The sequence below is a fragment of the Mycobacterium sp. genome, from assembly GCF_052143115.1.
Lineage (GTDB): Bacteria > Actinomycetota > Actinomycetes > Mycobacteriales > Mycobacteriaceae > Mycobacterium.
Genome location: NZ_JBKQTQ010000066.1, coordinates 18,833 through 39,071 on the forward strand (window position 1 = coordinate 18,833; position 20,239 = coordinate 39,071).

22 protein-coding genes are annotated in these 20,239 nt (G+C 66.3%); 13 read left to right on the top strand and 9 right to left on the bottom strand.

Annotated elements, in window-relative coordinates; genetic code table 11:
• Positions 1-104: 104 nt before the first annotated feature.
• The 8 genes from lmeA (at position 105) to ACLQI9_RS07290 (ending at position 5,774) form a co-directional block, all read left to right on the top strand.
• On the top strand, positions 105-917 hold the full coding sequence (gene lmeA, locus ACLQI9_RS07255; protein WP_442382871.1) for a mannan chain length control protein LmeA: 813 nt from the start codon (positions 105-107) through the stop codon (positions 915-917).
• Between the two features lie 109 nt (positions 918-1,026).
• Complete coding sequence (locus ACLQI9_RS07260; protein ID WP_442391422.1) at positions 1,027-1,440, top strand: TlpA family protein disulfide reductase; 414 nt, start codon at positions 1,027-1,029, stop codon at positions 1,438-1,440.
• A gap of 11 nt (positions 1,441-1,451) precedes the next feature.
• The gene (locus ACLQI9_RS07265; RefSeq protein ID WP_442382878.1) at positions 1,452-1,559 is read left to right on the top strand and encodes an Ms5788A family Cys-rich leader peptide; all 108 of its coding nucleotides are present in this window, start codon (positions 1,452-1,454) and stop codon (positions 1,557-1,559) included.
• Positions 1,560-1,655: 96 nt separating this feature from the next.
• Positions 1,656-2,120 carry a DUF4395 domain-containing protein gene (locus ACLQI9_RS07270; protein ID WP_442382872.1) on the top strand — a complete coding sequence of 155 codons (465 nt, stop codon included), beginning with the start codon at positions 1,656-1,658 and terminating at the stop codon, positions 2,118-2,120.
• Positions 2,121-2,140: 20 nt separating this feature from the next.
• Positions 2,141-2,974, top strand: coding sequence for a sulfurtransferase (locus ACLQI9_RS07275; protein WP_442382873.1), 834 nt, complete (start codon positions 2,141-2,143; stop codon positions 2,972-2,974).
• Between the two features lies 1 nt (position 2,975).
• On the top strand, positions 2,976-3,278 hold the full coding sequence (locus ACLQI9_RS07280) for a DUF1416 domain-containing protein (RefSeq protein WP_442382874.1): 303 nt from the start codon (positions 2,976-2,978) through the stop codon (positions 3,276-3,278).
• A 202-nt stretch (positions 3,279-3,480) separates the two neighbouring features.
• A complete protein-coding gene (locus tag ACLQI9_RS07285) occupies positions 3,481-4,149 on the top strand; it encodes an FABP family protein (protein ID WP_442391404.1) in 669 nt (222 codons plus the stop codon).
• 98 nt (positions 4,150-4,247) lie between these two features.
• Positions 4,248-5,774, top strand: coding sequence for a sensor domain-containing protein (locus ACLQI9_RS07290; RefSeq protein ID WP_442384067.1), 1,527 nt, complete (start codon positions 4,248-4,250; stop codon positions 5,772-5,774).
• A gap of 309 nt (positions 5,775-6,083) precedes the next feature.
• Here ACLQI9_RS07290 and ACLQI9_RS07295 read toward each other — a convergent pair whose 3' ends face one another.
• Entirely contained in the window at positions 6,084-6,953 is an 870-nt protein-coding gene (locus tag ACLQI9_RS07295; RefSeq protein WP_442384071.1) for an aminodeoxychorismate lyase, read from the bottom strand.
• Positions 6,954-7,011: 58 nt separating this feature from the next.
• Between ACLQI9_RS07295 and ygfZ the strand changes: the two genes are divergently transcribed.
• Complete coding sequence (gene ygfZ, locus ACLQI9_RS07300; RefSeq protein WP_442384065.1) at positions 7,012-8,106, top strand: CAF17-like 4Fe-4S cluster assembly/insertion protein YgfZ; 1,095 nt, start codon at positions 7,012-7,014, stop codon at positions 8,104-8,106.
• 146 nt (positions 8,107-8,252) lie between these two features.
• A complete protein-coding gene (locus tag ACLQI9_RS07305; protein WP_442384063.1) occupies positions 8,253-8,429 on the top strand; it encodes a DUF3073 domain-containing protein in 177 nt (58 codons plus the stop codon).
• Between the two features lie 66 nt (positions 8,430-8,495).
• Here the strand turns inward: ACLQI9_RS07305 and purM are convergent, their stop codons facing one another.
• From purM to ACLQI9_RS07320, 3 genes are all read right to left on the bottom strand, one after another.
• A complete protein-coding gene (gene purM / locus ACLQI9_RS07310) occupies positions 8,496-9,590 on the bottom strand; it encodes a phosphoribosylformylglycinamidine cyclo-ligase (protein WP_442384061.1) in 1,095 nt (364 codons plus the stop codon).
• Between the two features lie 58 nt (positions 9,591-9,648).
• Entirely contained in the window at positions 9,649-11,214 is a 1,566-nt protein-coding gene (purF, locus tag ACLQI9_RS07315) for an amidophosphoribosyltransferase (RefSeq protein WP_442384059.1), read from the bottom strand.
• Positions 11,215-11,384: 170 nt separating this feature from the next.
• Complete coding sequence (locus ACLQI9_RS07320) at positions 11,385-12,965, bottom strand: phytoene desaturase family protein (RefSeq protein WP_442391406.1); 1,581 nt, start codon at positions 12,963-12,965, stop codon at positions 11,385-11,387.
• A 117-nt stretch (positions 12,966-13,082) separates the two neighbouring features.
• Here ACLQI9_RS07320 and ACLQI9_RS07325 point away from each other — a divergent pair, with 117 nt between their 5' ends.
• Positions 13,083-13,682 (top strand): TetR/AcrR family transcriptional regulator, encoded by a 600-nt coding sequence (locus tag ACLQI9_RS07325; RefSeq protein ID WP_442384055.1) that lies wholly within the window; start codon positions 13,083-13,085, stop codon positions 13,680-13,682.
• On the opposite strand, the gene ACLQI9_RS07330 is transcribed toward ACLQI9_RS07325, so the two are convergent.
• The gene (locus tag ACLQI9_RS07330; RefSeq protein ID WP_442384053.1) at positions 13,679-14,068 is read right to left on the bottom strand and encodes a sterol carrier family protein; all 390 of its coding nucleotides are present in this window, start codon (positions 14,066-14,068) and stop codon (positions 13,679-13,681) included. The genes ACLQI9_RS07325 and ACLQI9_RS07330 overlap by 4 nt on opposite strands.
• Before the next feature lie 81 nt (positions 14,069-14,149).
• Here ACLQI9_RS07330 and ACLQI9_RS07335 point away from each other — a divergent pair, with 81 nt between their 5' ends.
• Complete coding sequence (locus ACLQI9_RS07335; protein ID WP_442384051.1) at positions 14,150-14,590, top strand: PPOX class F420-dependent oxidoreductase; 441 nt, start codon at positions 14,150-14,152, stop codon at positions 14,588-14,590.
• On the opposite strand, the gene ACLQI9_RS07340 is transcribed toward ACLQI9_RS07335, so the two are convergent.
• The 4 genes from ACLQI9_RS07340 to ACLQI9_RS07355 form a co-directional block, all read right to left on the bottom strand.
• The gene (locus ACLQI9_RS07340) at positions 14,577-15,218 is read right to left on the bottom strand and encodes an Rv0804 family intramembrane glutamic endopeptidase (protein WP_442384049.1); all 642 of its coding nucleotides are present in this window, start codon (positions 15,216-15,218) and stop codon (positions 14,577-14,579) included. The genes ACLQI9_RS07335 and ACLQI9_RS07340 overlap by 14 nt on opposite strands.
• A complete protein-coding gene (locus ACLQI9_RS07345; RefSeq protein ID WP_442384047.1) occupies positions 15,218-16,954 on the bottom strand; it encodes an alpha/beta hydrolase in 1,737 nt (578 codons plus the stop codon). The genes ACLQI9_RS07340 and ACLQI9_RS07345 overlap by 1 nt, the downstream gene beginning before the upstream one ends.
• Positions 16,955-16,966: 12 nt before the next feature.
• Complete coding sequence (gene purL / locus ACLQI9_RS07350; RefSeq protein WP_442384045.1) at positions 16,967-19,261, bottom strand: phosphoribosylformylglycinamidine synthase subunit PurL; 2,295 nt, start codon at positions 19,259-19,261, stop codon at positions 16,967-16,969.
• A 63-nt stretch (positions 19,262-19,324) separates the two neighbouring features.
• Positions 19,325-19,675: a VOC family protein gene (locus ACLQI9_RS07355; protein WP_442384043.1), complete on the bottom strand. Its 351-nt coding sequence runs from the start codon at positions 19,673-19,675 to the stop codon at positions 19,325-19,327.
• 138 nt (positions 19,676-19,813) lie between these two features.
• Between ACLQI9_RS07355 and ACLQI9_RS07360 the strand changes: the two genes are divergently transcribed.
• On the top strand, positions 19,814-20,239 hold the full coding sequence (locus ACLQI9_RS07360) for a nuclear transport factor 2 family protein (protein WP_442391407.1): 426 nt from the start codon (positions 19,814-19,816) through the stop codon (positions 20,237-20,239).

Genomic DNA, 20,239 nt, shown 5'->3' on the forward strand with positions numbered 1-20,239 from the left:
TGAACCCTAGTGTTCAGCGCGGGGACGATGCAGACCGGAACGCTCTGAGGGCGACGCGGGCAGACCCGATCCCGCGCGGGGACGACGACGCGGTACGCCAGAATATGCGGATGCGTAAGGTGCTGGTCGGCTCGACGGCGGTGGTGCTGGCCATCGTGATCGTGCTCGTCGGAGCCGCGGCTGTCGATTTTGGAACCACCATCTACGCGGAGTATCGGCTGGCCCGCACCGTTCGCGACACGGGTCACCTGGGTTTCGACCCATTCGTCGCGATTCTCGGCTTTCCGGTAATCCCCCAGGCGATGCGGGATCGCTACGACGACGTGGAAATCAAGGCCGCCGGAGTAGATCGTCCGGTGATCGGCAAGGCCACGCTGGAGGCCACCATGCACTCGGTCGACCTGACCGACGCGTCGTGGCTGATCCGACCTGACGCCAAGCTTCGGGTCGGCGAGCTGGAGAGCCGGATCATCATCGGCTCGCTGCATCTGGGCCGCTACATCGGTATCCGCGATCTGATGGTCGAGGCGCCGCCCCAGGAGACCAACAACGCGACCGGCGGAACTACCGAATCGGGGATCTCTAGCAACCACGGTCTGGTGTTCAGCGGCACCCCGAAATCGGCCCACTTCGACAAACAGGTCAGCGTCTCCGTCGACCTCTCGATGGCTGGCGACGATAAAACCACGCTGGTGTTCACCCCCACCGGGGTGCTGACCGGCCCGAACACCGCCAACCAGAAGGTTCCCGACGACAAGCGCGACGCAGTGCTAGCCGCGTTCGCCGGCAAGCTGCCCGATCAAAGACTTCCGTTCGGGGTGGCGCCCACGAGCCAGGGCGCCCGCGGCTCCGACGTGATCATCGAGGGAATCACCACGGGATTAACTATCACCCTCGACGGGTTTAACCGGCCATGATCCGCGCCAGCGACAATCAGAGGATTAGCGATGGGGTGGGGGCACGCCCCCTCGCCGCTGCGCGGCTGGGGGTACCCCCACCCGCTTGCGGGGGAGAGCGGCGCACATGATTACCGCGATCGTGGCAGCGTTGGGCGTGCTCGCACTGGCCGCCGGCCTCGGGTGGCTGCTCACCCGCCGTGCCGGCGCCGTCCGGGCATCAGATACCGAATCGACTCGCGAAGTGGACACCACCGACCTCGGCTTGTCTGGCACCGGACCGACCCTCGTGCACTTCAGCGCGACGTGGTGCGGGCCGTGCGCCCGGGTGCGCCAAGTGATCGACCAGGTCAGCGAAGACCTAGGCGGGGTGGCGCATGTGGAAATCGATATGGACGCCAATCCGGATGCCGCGCGGCGGCTTTCGGTGCTGTCGTTACCCACCACGTTCATCTTCGATGCGGACGGGCGCCAGCGATACCGAGCGTCGGGCGTGCCCAAAGCTGGCGACTTACGCTCAGCGCTGTCCGAGCTGTTGGCTTGACCACCGAGCCGATGGGTAAACTGATCGACGTGTCAACCCGGCTGGAACTCTTGCTCACCAAGCGCCGCACAGTGGATCTGTGCCGCATCGCGGGTTGCTGCTGTTGTTGTAGTCGCTGAGTAGCCGCGCTTTCTCGCGCCGCGCTCGGAGCAGCCAGGAACAAACACCATGGCGTGCGTCCCCCATACCCCGTGCACAGAGCACTTAGGAGCAGCATGATGTCGAGCCCCAAAACCACCGACCAGGTCGATGTTCGAGGGCCGCGTTTCGCGGCCTGGGTCACCACCGTCGTGCTGGTGATCACCCTCCTCGTCTCGGGGGTCAGCCCGCTGGCCGCCGCGGTCATTCTGGGCCTGCAAGCCGTCATCTTCGCGATCGGCGCCGTGGGCGGCCCGCGTCGTCATCCGTACGGACTCGTGTTCGCCAAAGTCGTGGCACCACGCTTGGCACCGGTCCGCGAGCGTGAGCCGGTGCCTCCGCTGAAGTTCGCCCAACTGGTCGGCTTGATCTTCGCGATAGTCGGCACGGCCGGGTTCGCCGCCGGCGCGCCCCTGGTCGGCGTCATCGCCACCGGCGCAGCACTGGTGGCGGCGTTTCTCAACGCAGCTTTCGGCATCTGCCTGGGCTGCCAGCTCTACCCGCTCGTCGTGCGGCTAAAACCAACCCCGAGCACTTCCTAGCGACCGAAAGGATTCCCAACATGCCACGCTCCGACGTCCTGGTCTCCGCTGACTGGGCCCAGAGCAATCTCGATGCCGATCACGTCGTCTTCGTCGAGGTCGATGAGGACACCAGCGCCTACGACGGCGGCCACATCGCCGGGGCGGTCAAGCTGGACTGGCGTACCGATCTGCAAGACCCGGTCCGGCGTGACTTCGTCGACGCCCAGCAGTTCTCCAAGCTGCTGAGTGACCGCGGTATCTCCAACGACGACACCGTGATCCTCTACGGCGGCAACAACAACTGGTTCGCCGCCTACGCCTACTGGTACTTCAAGCTGTACGGCCACGACGACGTCAAGCTGCTCGACGGTGGCCGCAAGAAGTGGGAGCTCGACGGGCGGTCGCTGTCGAAGGACACGGTGACGCGTCCTGCGACGTCCTACACGGCCAAGGCGCCCGACGACACCATCCGGGCGTTCCGCGACGAGGTGCTCGCCGCGATCAGCGTGAAAAACCTGGTCGACGTGCGCTCCCCCGACGAGTTCTCCGGCAAGATCCTGGCGCCGGCGCACTTGCCGCAGGAACAAAGCCAGCGGCCCGGCCACATCCCCGGCGCGATCAACGTGCCGTGGAGTAAAGCGGCCAACGAGGACGGCACCTTCAAGTCCGACAACGACCTGGCCAAGCTCTACGCCGGCGCCGGTTTGGACGGGTCGAAGGAGACCATCGCCTACTGCCGGATCGGTGAGCGGTCGTCGCACACCTGGTTCGTGCTGCGCGAGCTGCTCGGGCACCAAAACGTCAAAAACTACGACGGCAGTTGGACGGAATACGGCTCCCTGGTGGGCGCCCCGATCGAGTTGGGAAGCTGATATGTGCTCTGCACCAAAGCAAGGACAGACCTTGCCCGCCAGCGTCGACCTGGAGAAGGAGACGGTGATCACCGGTCGGGTCGTCGACGGTAACGGCCAGGCCGTTGGCGGTGCGTTCGTACGTCTGCTGGACTCCTCCGACGAGTTCACCGCCGAGGTTGTCGCATCAGCCACCGGCGACTTCCGGTTCTTCGCCGCACCGGGATCCTGGACGCTGCGGGCGCTGTCAGCGGCAGGTAACGGCGACGCGGTGGTGAACCCGTCGGGCGCGGGGATCCACGAGGTCGACGTCAAGATTGCCTGACCGGTCTCCCCGGCCAGTCGCAGCACCCGCTTCGCCGCCGAACTAGACTCATGGCCGTGGTTTTGTTCTTCGAGATCATGCTGGTCGCGGCGGTGGTGGCGATCTCCTGGTTCGCGCTGTATGCGTTGTATCGGCTGATCACCGACGAGTCGTGAGCCGCGCCGGCGACGATGCAGAGCGAAGCGATGCGGAGGAGCGGCGCTTGAGCGCTGCTGACACCGGTGACGAGTCGGCCCGTCCGCCCGGTTCCGGGGACCGTGCGGTGGCCGCCGCCGCCCAACGCGCCAGGGTGACCGCGGCCCGCAACATCCCGGTCTTCGACGATCTGCCCATCCCCGCGGACACCGCGAACCTCCGTGAAGGCGCCAACCTCAACGACGCCTTGCTGGCTCTGCTTCCCCTGGTCGGCATCTGGCGCGGCGAGGGAGAGGGTCGCAGGGCTGACGGCGACTACCGGTTCGGGCAGCAGATCGTGGTCTCGCACGACGGCGGCGACTATCTGAATTGGGAAGCCCGGTCCTGGCGGCTTACCGATTCGGGCGACTACCAAGGACCCGACTTGCGCGAAACCGGCTACTGGCGCTTCGTGAACGACCCCCACGACCCCACCGAGTCACACGCCATCGAGTTGCTGTTGGCGCATTCCGCCGGTTACGTCGAGCTGTTCTACGGGCGCCCGCTGAACCAGTCGTCGTGGGAATTGGTCACCGACGCCCTGGCCCGCAGCCGATCGGGCGTGTTGGTCGGCGGCGCCAAGCGGCTCTACGGCATCGTCGAGGCTGGCGACCTGGCCTACGTTGAAGAGCGGGTGGACGCCGACGGCGGGCTGGTGCCGCACCTGTCGGCGCGGCTCTCCCGGTTCGCCGGCTAATAGGCGCCGGCGGCTGCGCCGATTGCTGCCCGACCAGGGCGAAGATGCGTTATCGTCGCATCGCAGTTCGCCTGTTCCTCGCGCCAGAGGAGAGTGCTATGGGGCTATTCGTCAGCTACTCGAGTCAAGACAGGTCGGCCATCGACCCCCTGACGACGGCGCTGAGGCGAGCACGCCAACAGGTTTGGTTCGATGATGAGCTCGCCGGCGGTGAAGCCTGGTGGAAGGAAATCCTCGAGCAGATCCGCTCGTGCGAGGTTTTCATCGTCGCGCTGTCCAATCACTTGCTGGAGTCCAAGCCCTGTCAGGCCGAATTGCGCTATGCGCAAGCCCTGCAGCGACCGATCCTTCCCGTTCGGATCGGACCCGTCGACAGCATGCGGGCCAATCCCCTTGCCTCGCTGCAGGTTATCGATTACCAGAACCCGAGCGTTGACACCGGTATTCAACTGGTCACCGCGGTGCACGCGTTAGCCGGGCAGCCGCGGCCGTTGCCCTCGCCGCTGCCCGACGAGCCGCCGGTGCCGTTCGCCTACCTGATGCGGCTCAGCAGCACCCTGGCCGAACAGGATCTGGACCCCCGCCAACAAACTCACTTGCTGACCGAACTCAAATCCGGACTCGAAGAGGACGGCGACGACCCCACCGCTCGCAACGACATCTCCCGGCTGTTGCGCATGCTGCGTGACCGAAGCGATGTCACCTACCGCACGCGAACCGAAATCGACAACCTGCTGGCGTCGGTCGACGCCAAGTCCGCGGCCCCGCCCGCGCCGTCGCGACCGCAGCACGAGCACCCGGTCGCCCGGACTACTCCGTCTGCGCCGCCGTCGGCGCCGGCCGCCACTGCGCAACCGCAGCCGTCCACCAGCCCCCCGACCCGGGTGTCGGCACGGCCAAGTGTCGCGTCGGGTGCAGGCGGCGCGGACACCGCACCAGCGTCGCGCAATCGGCTGCTCATCGCGGGCGGTACAGCGCTGGTGGTTGTCATGGCAATCGTGGCGGCGGTGGTGTTCTTCACCCAGCAGGCCGGCCACAAGCCGTCATCGGCACCGGCTGGGCCACCCCAGGTAGACCTGGGCGCGATTCTGCTCAGCCCCGCAGACCTGAACACCATCATGGGTGCGACAAACCTGCAACCCGCAACCAAGACCAATCACATGGTCATCTCACCGGGAAAGCCGTCGGACGCGGCATGTCTCGGCGCTTTCGAACCGATCCAGGCTGCGGTATATCAGGGCAGCGGCTACACCGCGGTCCGCAGCCTGGGGCTTCGCTCAGCCGATCCTCCCAAACGGGTTTTTGCAGGCGCGGTGGAGTTTCCGTCCGCCGAAAGCGCCCACGCGTTCGTCCGGACATCCGCGGGCAACTGGAAGGCGTGCGCCGGCCAAACCGTGACGGTGGCCGAAGGTCATCAGACGACCCCGTGGACGTTCTCCGAACTCAACGGCGCCCCGCCGAGGATTATGCAGCTGCGCACGCAGGCAGTCCCTAACGGCCGGGTGTGCCAGCGGGTATTGAGCGCAGTGTCCCGTGTGGTCATCGACGTCGTGGCGTGCCGGACCAGCATCACCAATGAAGCCGGCCAGGTCGCCGACCAGATGGCCGCTAAGGTGACACCCTAACGCTCGCACATCGCGGTCTGATACCCGTTGCCGCAGAGAGTGTTTGGGGTTCGAGACTGGCTCTCACCAGTTGGAGGCCGGGACGCTGAGAAATGGGCAGCCCCCGAGCCGTAGTTCCTGGTTGGACAGACCGGAGGCTCGGGGGCCGGGTGGCTGCGGGGAATTCGCCAGCGCGCGCAGGTGATTCCTCGCCCGGTGCAGCTAGCGTGCAGCCACCTCACAAGTCCATTCAGCTATCAATTTCGCGGACCACCTCCTTCCCTGTGTACGGCCGACCGTACTCGCTCAGGGCTGCGCCGACAACCGATTTCAGCGATCGCAGACAATGGCGGCGTCGACAAGTTCGGCGAATTCCGTCGCCAACGGGGCGCTCGGCAATGCCTGGCCGTCGAGCGTATGGACGCGCGCCGCCAGCGTCATACTCGATACCAACCAAATCCCTTGCGCTGCAAAAAGATCAGCGACACGCAGAGCGCGATAGTCGCAGTCGTAGCCCTTGGCCCGGGCGACGCCGAACAGCGCCTGCTGCGTGGTGCCGCGCAGGATCGGATACCAGGGCGGCGGCGTCAGCAGGCACACGTTGCCGCCGGCCCCTGCGCCACCGACGGCGATCACCACCGTCGAACGGGGGCCCTCCAGAACGTAGCCGTCCGAGCTGACGAAGATGACGTCGCCGGCGCCCTGCCGGGCGGCATGGCGCAGAGCGGCCATGTTGATGGCGTAGGACAGCGTCTTGGCGCCGGCCAGCAGCCACGGCATCGCCTCGACACCGGTCGCGGGCAGCTCACGGGGCAACGTCACCGCGGCAACCCCGTCGCGACGGGCCGCGGTGATCCGGTCGGCGATCGGATTGACGGTCACGTAGGCGGTGGGCGCCGAACCGCGTTCCCGGCCGCGGCTGTAGACCAAACGCATCGCACCCTCGTCGTCGGTGCCCGCCGCCCACCGCCGCGCCGCCAGGTCGATCGCGTGTCGCCAACCCGCCAGGTCCGGCTCCGGCAGGTCCAACAGTTTGGCGGAGTGGCTCAGCCGGCCCAGATGTGCCTCCGCCAGGCACGCGCCGCCGGCGCGGACCAGCAATGTCTCGAATACGCCGTCACCATGTACCGCGGCGAGGTCGTCGGCGAACAGCAGTGGCGTCCCCGGCGGATGTATCTCACCGTCGAGCGTGACGACCACGCCCGGCTGGCCTGTCATGGACCAGAAGCCTAACGCCGTAGACCCGTAGAGTTGGTGTGTGTCCGCTGTTCCCGCCCCCGATACCGGGCCCGACGCCGGCGCGATCTGGCATTACGGCGACCCGCTGGGCGAGCAACGTGCAGCCGAAACCGACGCCGTGCTGGTCGATCGCTCGCACCGTCGGGTGCTCACACTGACCGGCGCCGACCGGCAGACCTGGCTGCACAGCATCTCGACGCAGCACGTCAGCGAGCTTCCCGACGGCGCGAGCACGCAAAACCTCAGCCTGGACGGGCAGGGCCGGGTGGAAGATCACTGGGTCCAAACCGAGCTCGGCGCCATCACCTATCTCGACACCGAGCCTTGGCGCGGCGAGCCGCTGTTGGACTACCTGCGCAAGATGGTGTTCTGGTCGGATGTGACCCCCGTCTCGGCCGACCTCGCGGTGCTGTCGCTGTTGGGGCCGCAGCTGGCCGAACCAGCCGTGCTGAAGACGCTCGGACTGGATGCATTGCCCGCCGAGATGACCGCGGTGCCGATGCCCGGGATTGGCTTCGTACGTCGGATGATCGGGGCGCCAGCTGGCCAAGTCGAGCTGGACGTGCTGGTCGACTGGCGCGAGTCCGCCGACCTACAGCGTCGTTTGACGCAGGCGGGGTTGCGCCCGGCCGGAGCGTGGGCCTACGAAGCCCACCGGGTGGCGGCCGTGCGCCCACGGCTCGGCGTCGACACCGACGAACGGACGATCCCGCACGAAGTGGGTTGGATCGGCGGTCCGGGGCTGGGCGCCGTCCACCTCGACAAAGGCTGCTATCGCGGTCAGGAGACCGTCGCGCGGGTGCACAACCTAGGCAAACCGCCCCGCATGCTGGTGTTGTTGCACCTGGACGGGTCGGCGGACCGGCCGGCTACCGGCGATGCGGTGCTGGCCAGCGGCCGCGCGGTGGGCAGGCTTGGAACCGTGGTCGAACACGTCGACCTCGGCCCGGTGGCGCTCGCGCTGCTCAAGCGCGGGGTACCGGCCGATACCGCCCTCATTACCGGCGGCGACGCGGAGGTGCCCGCAGCGATCGACGCCGACTCGCTGCCGCCACTCGATGGGCCCGGCGCCGGGCGGGTGGCGGTCGAGCGATTGAGGGGAACGGCGCGATGAACGTCTGCACGGGGTGCTGCACAAGGTGCGGGGTGCAACAGCGCGCAACCATCGGGCACGGTAAGCTGTCGGCAGGACAATAAAGACAAAAGATCGGAGCCGCCTGCTTCTTGGGCCGCTCCGTTATTGCGCGAGGGGGTTCCCCCATGGGCCGCGGCCGGGCTAAGGCGAAGCAGACCAAGGTTGCTCGAGAACTTAAGTACAGCTCACCGCAGACCGATTTCGAGCGGCTTCAGCGCGAGCTGTCCGGGTCGGGCGATGACGACGCCGACCAGTCAGACGGCGAAGACCCCTGGAGCGACGAAAGCGAGTGGCGCCGCTGAAAGCCGGGTTTTCCGGCCCCACCTGCGGCCATTTCTGGCCCGCGTTGTTATCGGTTGAAGTTGGTTTTAGAACCTTGGGTGTTGCCTGACGAGCTTCGCTCGTGGGCTTTCTTTCCCGCCCTTGTTGATTGCGCCGAGCACCCAGCAGTCCAAATGCCGGGCGGTCAGTATCGCCAGCGCCCGGTCGGTGTCTTCCGGCGCCACCACGGCGATCATCCCGACGCCCATGTTGAAGGTTTTTTCCATCTCGGCGCGAGAGACCCGGCCACGCTGGGCAATCATCGCGAAGACCGGCGCCGGCGTCCATGTGCCGCGGTCGACCTCGGCTACCAGCCCGTGAGGGATGACGCGTTCCAGATTGCCCGCCAACCCGCCGCCGGTCACATGACAGAACGTCCGGACTTGGGTTTCGGCGGCCAGCGCGAGACAGTCCTTGGCGTAGATGAGAGTCGGCTCGAGCAACTCTTCGCCAAGCGTGCGGCCGAATTCTTCGACGTAACCGGCCAGGTTCATCCGGTCGATCTCCAGCAGAACCTTTCGGGCCAGCGAGTATCCGTTGGAGTGCAGACCGGACGACCCCATCGCGATGATGACGTCCCCCGGCTTGACCCGGTCCGGCCCAAGAACGTCGTCGGCTTCGACCACGCCGACGCCGGTAGCGGAAATGTCGTAGTGGTCCGGTTCGATCAGACCGGGATGCTCGGCGGTTTCGCCGCCGAGCAGCGCGCAACCCGCGCGGATGCACCCTTCGGCGATACCGCCGACGATCGCGTTGAGCCGTTCCGGCACGATACGGCCCAAGGCGATGTAGTCCAGCAGGAACATCGGCTCGGCGCCGCAGACCACGAGGTCGTCGACCACCATCGCCACCAAGTCCAGGCCGACGGTGTCGTGCTTGTCCATCGCTTGCGCGACCGCCAGCTTGGTACCCACCCCGTCGCTGGATGCCGCCAACAACGGTTCGCGGTAATCACTACGCAGCGCAAACAATCCGGCGAATCCACCAAGCTTGCTGCGGACCTCGGGCCTGGTGGCTTTGGACGCCAGCGGCTTGAACAATTCGACAGCGCGGTCCCCGGCTTCGATATCGACTCCGGCCGATGCATAGGTAGCGCCCGGGGCGGCCGGGTCTTTTCCGGACTTTTTTGTAAGGTCGGCCATCGTCGATAAAGGCTACCGGTCAGCGCCGAACACGGGTATCGGCCACCTGTCCGCTGAGCTAGGGGTGGCGCAGCACGGAGGCCTGCTCCGCTTCCGGGGATATTTCGCGCGCCGCCAGACTGGTTTGGGCGTCAGCCTGCACGACACCCCGCGCGGTGCTGGCAAGCATGTGCTCGATGACGTTTTTGCCCAGTGCGGTCTCGCTGGGCAGCTCGATCGGATACTTGCCGTCGAAGCAGGCCGCGCAGAGCCGCGAGGTGGGTTGCTCGGTCGCGGCGATCAGACCCCGTAGCGAGATGTATCCCAACGTGTCGGCGTTGATGGCATGCCGTACCGCTTCGAGCATCTCGTCTTCGTCTTCGACGGCGTTCGCGATCAACTCAGCCGGCGAGGGAAAGTCGATGCCGTAGAAGCACGGCCATTTCACCGGCGGCGAGGCGATCCGCACATGCACCTCCACGGCTCCGGCCTCGCGCAGCATTCTGACCAGAGCGCGCTGGGTATTGCCCCGCACGATCGAGTCGTCGACGACGATGAGCCGCTTGCCGCGGATGACCTCCTTGAGCGGATTTAGCTTCAGCCGGATTCCAAGCTGGCGGATGGTCTGCGACGGTTGAATGAAGGTCCGCCCGACGTAGGCGTTCTTCATCAGGCCTTGCCCGTAGGGGATGCCGGCCTCCTGGGCATAGCCGACTGCGGCAGGTGTGCCGGATTCCGGAACGCCGATCACCAGGTCGGCATCGATCGGACATTCGCGGGCCAGCCGACGACCGATCTCGAGCCGGGCGCCGTGCACCGACCGGCCCGCGATCGTGCTGTCCGGTCGTGCCAGGTAGACGTACTCGAAAATGCAGCCCTTGGGTTCGGGATTGGCGAAACGGGTGGACCGGACGCCATCGGCGTCGATGGCCAAGAGCTCGCCCGGCTCGATGTCGCGGACGAACGAGGCGCCGACGATGTCCAGAGCAGCGGTTTCGGAGGCCACCACCCAGCCGCGGTCCAGCCGTCCCAGCGACAGCGGCCGCACGCCGTAGGGGTCGCGCGCGGCATACAGGGTGTTCTCGTCCATGAACGTCAAGCAGAACGCGCCACGCACTGTCGGCAGCAGTTCCATCGCCGACTGTTCCAGGGTGGAGTCGGCGGCACCGTGGGCCAGCAGCGCGCCCAGCATGTCGGAGTCGGTGGTGGCCGCGCAGGGAACCCGGGTGTTCATCAATCCGGCCTCGCGGGCACGAGCGACCAGCTCGGCGCTGTTCACCAGATTGCCGTTGTGCCCCAACGCCACCCCGGTGCCGGCAGCGGTGTTGCGGAACACCGGTTGTGCGTTCTCCCATGTGGTTTGGCCGGTGGTGGAGTATCGGCAGTGCCCGATCGCGACGTGGCCCTCCATGGCCGCCAGCGTCTGCTCTTCGAAGACCTGGCTGACCAGGCCGAGGTCCTTGAATACCAGCACCTGGGACCCGTCGGCCACGGCGATACCGGCGGCCTCCTGCCCGCGGTGCTGCAGCGCGTACAGCCCGAAATAGGTGAGTTTGGCGACCTGTTCGCCGGGGGCCCATACGCCGAATACACCGCATTCTTCGCCGGGCGGGTTTTCCTCGGGCAATGGCTGCTGGGCGGTCACGATGTGGCGGCTCCCTGGGAGGCGATTGGTGACGTAATGCAGTCTACGGTGACCGCGGCCAAGCGACCGAATCCGACCAGCGTGTTGAACTGCTTATCTGGCCTGCGGCAGGCATTTTCGGTTCAGCTCTCAGCTTATTTTGCCACACCAATCCCAGCCGTCACTTACGTCTAATCGCGACCGGGTTTGGCGGCAACGTCGTCGAGCACTTGATAAGCGGCGTTGTAGCCGGGCGTGAACGTGATGCCGGGCCCACCGTGACAGCCGGCGCTTGCCAGGTAGAGCCCACTGATCGGAATCGGCAAGTCGACGAATCCTTTCGGCCCGGGCCGGTTTGGCCCCATCAAATCGGGATGCAGCAGCCCGTGGCAGAAATCACCCGACGGGGCCCCGAACATGGTTTGCATGTGATACGGCGCGAAGGTGATATGCCGGATGACAATGTCGCGGAAGTTGGGCGCATATCGGGTGATCTTGTCGATAACCCGCTGTGCCATTTCATTTTTCAAACGCCCGTGTTGATCACGGTCGGCTTCGACGGGGAAAGCATAGGCAAATGCACTTGCGGCATGCTTGCCCGGCGGCGCCAGGCCTGGGTCAAGGCATGACGGAATCTGCATACCCAACGATGGATTGTCCGGTAACAAGCCGTGGGTACACATCTCCCATTGACGTTGCTGTTCCTCGGGTGAGCCGAAGATCCCGATGGACTGCTGCATGCCGGGCTCGTTGAGCAGCTCATAGGGCGGCGCGAACTGCGGTAGGCCGTCGAGCGCGAAATGTATTTGGACAAATGCCGCGCGATGGTCGCGACCGCTCAGCCGGGCGATCAACTCCGCGGGCAGGTGTTCGGCACCGACCAGGTCGGTGAGAGTGAGGTCAGGCGCGAGGTTGGACACCACCACGGGTGCGCTGATCGTGGACCCGTCGCGAAGCTGCACGCCGGTGACACGGTCGTTTTCCACGAGGATTTTCTCGGCTTTGGCCCGGAAACGGATCTCGCCGCCGTGCGAGGTGAAGACGGTATGCAAATGTTCGGTGAGGGCACCGATCCCGCCGGCGAGCTTGGTCATCATGGCGGTGCTTTCGTCGGGCACCGCGAGCGCAAATGCCAGACAGGTCGCGCTGCCGGGCGTGTACGGCCCGCGATACGTGGAGTTAACCGCCAGAAACGCCAGCATCCCGCGCAGGATTGCGTGCTTGTCTTTATCCGGTAGATAGGTGTCGATGGCATCCATCGCCGAGCCGAACAGCATCTGATGGATGGCCCGGCGTTCGGCTTCATTGGCCGCGCAGGCATACATCTCATCGAGCGTCTTGGGCGGCGTGCGCACCTCGAATCGACCCAGCGCTTTTGCCGGGCCTTGGCTCCACGCGATCAACTCGGCCATGCCCGTGATCGCATCGGCGCCGTGTTTCTCGCCGAGATGCATCATCAGCTGCATCGGATCGCGATAGAAGACCATCGGCTCCTCACCCGACTCGCCGATATTGACCGACATCACCTCCGCGTCAACGGTCGGAAGGGCGTCCAGGCCAAGCTCCTGGGTGATCTGGTGGGCGGTGGGAAACTGCACCGATCCTGCGATCTCGTAGCGGAATCCGTCGATCAGCTCTACCGTCGCGGCCATTCCACCGCTGTAGGTGTTGGCCTCCAGACATACCGTGCGCAGGCCCGCACCAGCCAGGATGGCGGCGGCCGTCAGGCCGTTGTGCCCGGCTCCGACAACGATCGCGTCATAGTCAGTCATCGCTCGGATCCCTTCCCCAGGCCAGGCCACGCAATACAGCACAATATGTCAGTACTGACATATTGTGAAGATGTCAGTACTGACATGTTGTAGCGATTCGGGATAGCATCGGGCGCGATGGCGGACGCGACCAACCTTCATGAGCTGCGCCGGCGATCGACGCACGAGGCGTTGCGTCGGGTAGCGCTGGCGCAGTTCGCCCGGAAGGGCTTTGCCAACGTGACGGTCACCCAGCTGGCCGCCGAGGCCGGCGTCACCGAGCGCACCTTCTTTCGGCACTTTCCCACCAAGGAAGCAGTGTTGTTTCAGGATTACGACACCCATCTGGAATGGCTGGCCGAAGCGTTGGCGCAGCGTCCTTCCTCGGAGTCGCTGTTCGATGCCGTGTTGGCCAGCGTCGAGAGCTTCCCGCACGACGTCGAGGTGGTCCGCCAAGCCGCGGTCGCCCGTTCGACGTTGATATCTGCTGAACGCATCGCTGCGCATTTACGGGTGGTGCAGTCGTCGTTCGCCGAGGTGCTCGCCGACTTCATCAAGACCCGCTATGCGGGATCTCCCAACCTCGACCTCGTCTCCGCGGTCGCAGGAGCCACACTGGCGGCCGCTCTTGTAGTGGCGGTCCAGAAGTGGGGTGACGACGGCTGCACCGGCGACCTCGGTGAAATTGTCTCTGCCAGTGTCGATCTGGTGCGTTCCGGGCTTGCGCCGCTGGCCTAGCTCAACTGCACCAACGGTAGCCACGACTGGATCTCGGCGGCCCGCGAACCGGACAGACGCAGCGCCCCGGTGGCGCCGGCGTCCACTACCCTTAGCAGTCCGGTGGCCAGTAGCAGCCACGTTCGCGGATCGGTCTCGACCACATTGGGCGGCGTGCCTCGGGTATGCCTCGGCCCGGAAATGCACTGCACCGCCACAAACGGCGGAATTCTGACCTCGACGCTGGCACCCGGCGCTTGCCCGGCCAGAGTTCGTGCAGTGAGCCGAACCGCGGCCGCCAGATCCGCACGACTCGGGATCGGACGGGTGTCGTCGCGTAACCAGTCTTCAACAGCCCGGACCGCGTCGCGGGTCTTTGCCGGATCAGCGCTGTGACGGGCGGCCATACCTCAGGGTCTCAGAAGCATTCCCGTTAATGACATCGGCGGCCTTGACCTCAACCGAAGTTGAGACTTTAGCGTGGGTCTATGTCGCTCAAACCGCACGAAATTGAATTCATGGAGGCGGCCGACCTCGCCCGGTTGGCCACCATCCAACCCGACGGCACATTGCAGAACAATCCGGTCGGCTTCACCTACAACGAAGATCTGGGCACCGTGGACATTTACGGCTACCGGATGTCGAAAAGTCGCAAGTTCCGCAACGTGGCATCCAATAACACCGTCGCACTGGTGATCGACGACATCGTGTCCCGCGACCCGTGGCGCGTGCGGTGCCTGGAGATCAGGGGGACCGCCGAACTGGCCGAGTCCGGCGAGAGGCGCACGCAGCCCAACAACGACACGATCGACACCGCGATCATTCGGATTACCCCGCGACGCATCATAAGTTTCGGCATTGAGGACACCCTGACCGAGCCCGACAAGTTGGTAGCCGACGGCCGCGACGTGCCGACTAGGGCCGACTAGCTCCAGACCGCCGCTGGATGATCAGCGCCGCCGCCGCGGCCGACTCGTTGATCGCCAAGTGCGCCAGCATCGGCGCGGTGAGGCTGCCGGAATGTTCGGCCAGCCAACCGAATATCCAGCCCGCGCCGCCGGTGGCCAACACGGTGGGCAGCACGGGCTCACCGGTGGCGCGCGCATCGCCGATATGGGAGAGACCGAACGCAACGGCCTGCAGCAGCCGACCACCGGCGACGCCGTAAACGCGACCGGCGACGGCGGCCAGCGCCGCACGAAATGCCGCCTCCTCGGCCCACACCGTACCCAGCGGTATCTGCAACGTCAGCCAGGTCGACGCCGAAGCGGGCAGTTCCCGTTCGGCCATCGAAAGTCGCACGGCCGGAACGGATGTCGCTGCCAAGACCGCGGTCGCCGCCGCCGATCCGGCGGCCAACCCCAGCCGCAAACCAGCCCACAGCCGTGGCGGTCGCAGGCACAGCGGCGCCCTCGTCACTCGAACCAGCACTCCGGCAGCACCGGCCTGCAGCAGCAACCGGCCCCGGGCGGGTAGCCGGGGAGCGACAAAGCTCCAGCCGACCAGCGCGGCGGCCAGCCCAAGCGGCTGTACGCGGCGAAAGTCATTGTGCTGCATCATTTGAACGTGCTCAGTGCGGCACGGACGCGCTCGGTGTCGGCTGCTGTCCAGCCGTCCGGGGGAGCCACCGCTACCCAGCCGTCCAGGATGTCGTTGCTGTAGTTGTGGCCGTGCCCGCCGGGCACGCCCTCGGCGTTGGTCAGGTCGGCACTGACTTGCCAAAACGTGACGACCGGATACCAGCGCATCAACGCGGTGCGGTCCTGGCCGCGGGGTTCGATGAGCCACTCGGGCTTGCCGAACAGCAGATCGGGTGTCCACCAGACGACCGGGTCCGATGGGTGCTGGAGAAACAGCACGCGAGTGCCCACCCACGGCGGCCCCGCCACCCCGGTGATGTCCGCGGGGATGTTGGCCTCGGAGAACCGCACGGTTCGCCCGTTGTCGTAACGCGGCTCCACCTCCATGGCGCCGGGGTCGCGCCGCACGATCAGCGCATGCCACAGCGGACTTGCTTGCGGCGGCCCCACCCACAGCACCGCGTCGAAGCCCATCCGGCGGATGTCGGGCAGCCACCCGAAGGCGGCCTGGCCGGCCATCGAACCCAGGCTCTCGCCGTAGAGCACCAATTTCGGGCGGTGGTCCGGCGGCAGTTGTTGCCAGCGGTGGTGAACCGTGTCGATCAGCATTCGGCCGGAATCCATGGACTTCTGCCGGTCGGCCAGAAACGAGATCCAGCTCGGCAGGTAGGAGTACTGCAGACCGATGATCGCGGTGTCGCCGTTGTACATCATCTCCAGCGAGCTTGCCGCCACCGGGTCGATCCAGCCGGTGCCGGTGGTCGGCGCGATGACCAGTACTTTGCGGCTAAATGCGCCGGTGCGCGCGAGTTCTCCGAGGAGCACGGCCAACCGGCCTTGGTCGTCGGGGGCGGTATGCAGCCCGGCGTACACGCGGATGGGCTCCTTGGCGGGCCTGCCGTTGAGCCGGGCCAGTTCGGCTGCATGCGGACCGGTGGCGACGAAGTCGCGACCCTGGTATCCCAGCGACTCCCACGGCGCCAACGATGCTGGGCTGCCGGACTTTTCAGAAAGCAGCGGTTGCGCCAGACCAACGGGGGTCGCGGCATCGCGCGGCTGGAAGAGGGCGTTGGCCCCCGCGAAGAATCCGCGGACCAGGACACCGTTGATCAACATGATCAGCAGCGCCACAACGATAGACGTGCCGATGAACAGCGCCACCTCGTCGTGCAAGTGCCATCGCCTGATCAGCTGCCGAGCCAGCAGCTTGACGGCATCGATGAGCACCCGGAACGCGGACACCAGCAGCGCGCCGACAGCGACCGCGACGATCAGCGTGCGCAGGTAGCCCAGGGTGGTCGGGCCCTCGATGCCCATCAGCGTCGACACCTGCCGTTGCCAGGAGGCGGCCGGGATGAGCATCAGCACGCAGGCCGTCGGCGCGATCGCAACGACCGCCGCTTTCATCCAGAACAGGACTGGTGCCGCGAGCGGCCACCAGCGCGCATTCCGGAGCATCACCCGGTAGGTGGTCCTGCCGATCACTACGCCCAGGCCGTAGCCGAAAGCCCCATTGATGCCGCCGATCAGCCCCTGGAACAACCAGTCCCGCGGCAGCAGCGACGGCGTCAGGGACAGGCAGAAGAACAACGCGCCGAACGCCACCCCGACGAACTTCAGCCTCAGCAGGCTCCACGCCCACACCACCAGCGGATGGCGTCTGCGCGGTTCGGCCGACCGGGTGACCGACTGAACATCGGACTGCGCACTCATCGGACTCGGCTCTCAACGAAGCAGTGCGGCCAGCACTCCCTCGGACGTGCTGCGCAACTCTGCCAGGGAAACGGTGAACAGACCCTGCACCTCCACCGCGTCCGAACCTTGGTCGACGACACCGATGCGCGTGACCGGCAGGCCCCGCGCCTCGCACATCGACCGGAAGCGGCTCTCCTCGGTCCGCGACACGGCTACCAGCACCCGGCCCGCGGACTCGGAGAACAACATGACAAAGGGGTCAGCATCCTCGGGAAGCACAATGCGACAACCTGTTTCGCCGGCAAGCGCCGATTCCAACACGGCCTGCGCCAAGCCGCCTTCGGACAGATCGTGGGCCGCAGACACCAGCCCGTCGCGGGAGGCCGCGGTCAACACATCGGCCAACAGTCGCTCGCGAGCCAGGTCCACCGCGGGCGGCAGTCCGCCCAGATGGTCGGCGGTGACCTGTGCCCATACCGATCCGTCGAATTCGTCACGGGTGTCGCCGAGCAGCATCAGCGTCTCGCCCGGCTCGGTACCCATCGCCGTCGGGATACGCCGGGCGACATCATCGATCACGCCGAGTACGCCCACCACCGGGGTGGGCAGGATCGCCGTCGACCCGGTTTGGTTGTAGAAGCTGACGTTGCCGCCGGTCACCGGAATACCCAGTGCCGCACAGCCGTCCGCCAAACCACGCACCGCCTGGGCGAATTGCCACATCACCCCGGGGTCTTCCGGCGAGCCGAAGTTCAGGCAGTTGGTCACCGCGACCGGGGTGGCACCGGTGACGGCGACGTTGCGGAAGGCCTCGGCCAGCGCGAGTTGGGCGCCGGTGTAGGGGTCGAGCAGCGTGTAGCGTCCCGACGCATCGGTGGACAGCGCGATTCCGCGGCCCGTGGACTCGTCGACGCGCAGCACGCCGCCGTCGGCGTGTTCAGCCAGCACGGTGTTCCCGCGCACGTAGCGGTCGTACTGCTCAGTGATGAAGGCACGGCTGCACAGATGTGGACTGCCAAGCAGCGCAAGCAAAGTCGCGCGCAGCTCATCACCGGTGACTGGTCGGGGCAGGCTGCTCGCCCGATCGGCGTTCAACGCATCCTGCGACTCCGGGCGAGCGACCGGGCGCTGATACACCGGGCCTTCGTGGGCCACCGTGCGTGGCGGCACGTCGACGACCGTCTCGCCGTGCCAGGTGATGCGCAACCGGTCACCATCGGTGACCTCACCGATCGTGGTGGCCAACACTTCCCACTTGCGGCACACCTCAAGGAAAGCGTCCACATTCTCCGGGGCGACGACCGCGCACATCCGTTCCTGTGACTCGCTGCAGAGCACTTCGGCCGGGACCATGTTCTTGGTGCGCAGCGGAACGGTGTCCAGCTCGATCACCATACCGCCGTCCCCGGCAGAGGCTAACTCCGAAGTCGCACAGGCTATTCCAGCTCCACCGAGATCCTGGATCCCGATCACCAGACCGGCCGCGTACAACTCCAGGCAGCACTCGATGAGCACCTTCTCCATGAACGGGTCACCGACTTGAACCGACGGCAGTTTTTTTCGACCCGACCCGGACTCGTCGCCGCCGAACGTCTCCGACGCCAGCACCGACACACCGCCGATGCCGTCAAGCCCGGTGCGCGCACCGAACAGGATGATCTTGTTGCCTGCGCCGGATGCGAACGCCAGGTGGAGGTCCTCCTGCCGGAGCACACCCACGCACAGCGCGTTGACCAATGGATTGCCGGCGTAGCAGGCGTCGAACACGGTCTCGCCGCCGATGTTGGGCAAGCCCAATGAGTTGCCGTAGCCGCCGATGCCCCGCACGACGCCGTCGAGCACGCGGCGGGTATCCGGGGCGTCCGCGGCGCCGAAACGTAGCTGGTCCATCACCGCCACCGGTCGCGCGCCCATCGCCATGATGTCGCGGACGATGCCGCCGACCCCGGTGGCCGCGCCCTGGTAGGGCTCGACGAAGGACGGGTGGTTGTGCGACTCCACCTTGAAGGTGACCGCCCAGCCGTCGCCGATGTCGACGACGCCGGCGTTCTCCCCGATGCCGGCCAACATCCCGGCCCGCATCTCGTCGGTGGTGGTCTCACCGAAGTACCGCAGGTGGACCTTGGACGACTTGTAGGAACAGTGCTCGCTCCACATGACCGAGTACATGGCCAGCTCGGCGTCGGTCGGGCGGCGGCCCAGGATGTCGCGGATCCGCTGATATTCGTCGTCTTTGAGGCCCAGTTCGCGGAACGGCTGCGGCTGATCAGGGGTAGCCGCGGCCTGCTCGACGGTATCGACCGCTTGAGTGAGCCCGGACGTCACGGGGACAGTCTAGATTGGCGGCCCCGCGACCACCGACGACACGAGCAGCCGGGGCCAGACGGGCTACTGACCACCGGCTATGCAGAACGCGTTGCCGTCGGGGTCGGTCAGCACCACCCAGCGAAAGCTGTCGCCGATGCTGTGCCGTTCGACCTCGGTGGCGCCCGCGGCGGCAAGTCGCGACACTTCGCCATCCACATCTGCTGCGCCGAAATCCAGGTGAACCCGGTTTTTACCCGGCGTGGGATCGGCCACCTTTTGAAAGCCGAGCCGCGGTCCTTCGGGCCGAATGACCGCGACGAATTCGCCGGGGATCAGCTCCTGGGTCTTGCCGTCGAAATGCTCGGCCCACCAGCCGGCCAGCTTCGCGGGGTCACTGCAGTCGAACGTCACCATCTCCGTCGTGAGTGTCATACCGCCGACCCTAGGCCCGCACTCCGACAACGGACCGTACTCACGGTGATGACCTCCGAGGTAATTGCGGGGCCCGGGCGCGCCGAGACAGGCTTGCGGCGACGCGCTGCACCGAAGCGCCCGACCCGTGGAGGGAACATGACCGGTATCCAATCTGCTTCTCCTGCAACGACTCAGGACTCAGCTGCCCCGATGTTCAGCGCGCAGCTGTGGGCGGCGTTCTGGGCGGCGCCCGATCTGTCCCGCGGGATGAACATCCTGGCCGACGACATCGTCGGCTACTGGCCAGGCGATCCCGAGCCGGTGCAGGGAGTCCAGGCGTACACCCGAAAGATCGCCGAGCTGCTGGCCGCCGCTCCGGACCTGCGGCTGGAGCTCGTCGACAGTGCGACGGTTCCAGGTGCCGCGGAGGGCGAGCAGCTGGTCTTCCTGCACTACGTCGGCCGCGGGACCGGCCCGGACGGGCCCTTCGAGATCCGGGGGCTCGACCGGGTCCGCACCCGCAACGGCATGGTGGTGGAGAACGTGATCCGCTACGAGCCGGTCTTGGTCACGCGGCGCTGA

Bases quoted from the DNA above. Each gene is read 5' to 3' on its own strand.
- ACLQI9_RS07325 (WP_442384055.1), top strand. From the start codon at position 13,083: ATGGCGGACGCGACCAACCTTCATGAGCTGCGCCGGCGATCGACGCAC.
- ACLQI9_RS07275 (WP_442382873.1), top strand. From the start codon at position 2,141: ATGCCACGCTCCGACGTCCTGGTCTCCGCTGACTGGGCCCAGAGCAAT.
- ACLQI9_RS07340 (WP_442384049.1), bottom strand. From the start codon at position 15,218: ATGCAGCACAATGACTTTCGCCGCGTACAGCCGCTTGGGCTGGCCGCC.
- lmeA (WP_442382871.1), top strand. From the start codon at position 105: ATGCGGATGCGTAAGGTGCTGGTCGGCTCGACGGCGGTGGTGCTGGCC.
- ACLQI9_RS07290 (WP_442384067.1), top strand. From the start codon at position 4,248: ATGGGGCTATTCGTCAGCTACTCGAGTCAAGACAGGTCGGCCATCGAC.
- ACLQI9_RS07330 (WP_442384053.1), bottom strand. From the start codon at position 14,068: ATGGCCGCCCGTCACAGCGCTGATCCGGCAAAGACCCGCGACGCGGTC.
- ACLQI9_RS07320 (WP_442391406.1), bottom strand. From the start codon at position 12,965: ATGACTGACTATGACGCGATCGTTGTCGGAGCCGGGCACAACGGCCTG.
- ACLQI9_RS07360 (WP_442391407.1), top strand. From the start codon at position 19,814: ATGACCGGTATCCAATCTGCTTCTCCTGCAACGACTCAGGACTCAGCT.
- ACLQI9_RS07305 (WP_442384063.1), top strand. From the start codon at position 8,253: ATGGGCCGCGGCCGGGCTAAGGCGAAGCAGACCAAGGTTGCTCGAGAA.
- ACLQI9_RS07265 (WP_442382878.1), top strand. From the start codon at position 1,452: ATGGGTAAACTGATCGACGTGTCAACCCGGCTGGAACTCTTGCTCACC.
- ACLQI9_RS07335 (WP_442384051.1), top strand. From the start codon at position 14,150: ATGTCGCTCAAACCGCACGAAATTGAATTCATGGAGGCGGCCGACCTC.
- ACLQI9_RS07355 (WP_442384043.1), bottom strand. From the start codon at position 19,675: ATGACACTCACGACGGAGATGGTGACGTTCGACTGCAGTGACCCCGCG.
- purM (WP_442384061.1), bottom strand. From the start codon at position 9,590: ATGGCCGACCTTACAAAAAAGTCCGGAAAAGACCCGGCCGCCCCGGGC.
- ACLQI9_RS07280 (WP_442382874.1), top strand. From the start codon at position 2,976: ATGTGCTCTGCACCAAAGCAAGGACAGACCTTGCCCGCCAGCGTCGAC.
- ACLQI9_RS07345 (WP_442384047.1), bottom strand. From the start codon at position 16,954: ATGAGTGCGCAGTCCGATGTTCAGTCGGTCACCCGGTCGGCCGAACCG.
- ACLQI9_RS07270 (WP_442382872.1), top strand. From the start codon at position 1,656: ATGATGTCGAGCCCCAAAACCACCGACCAGGTCGATGTTCGAGGGCCG.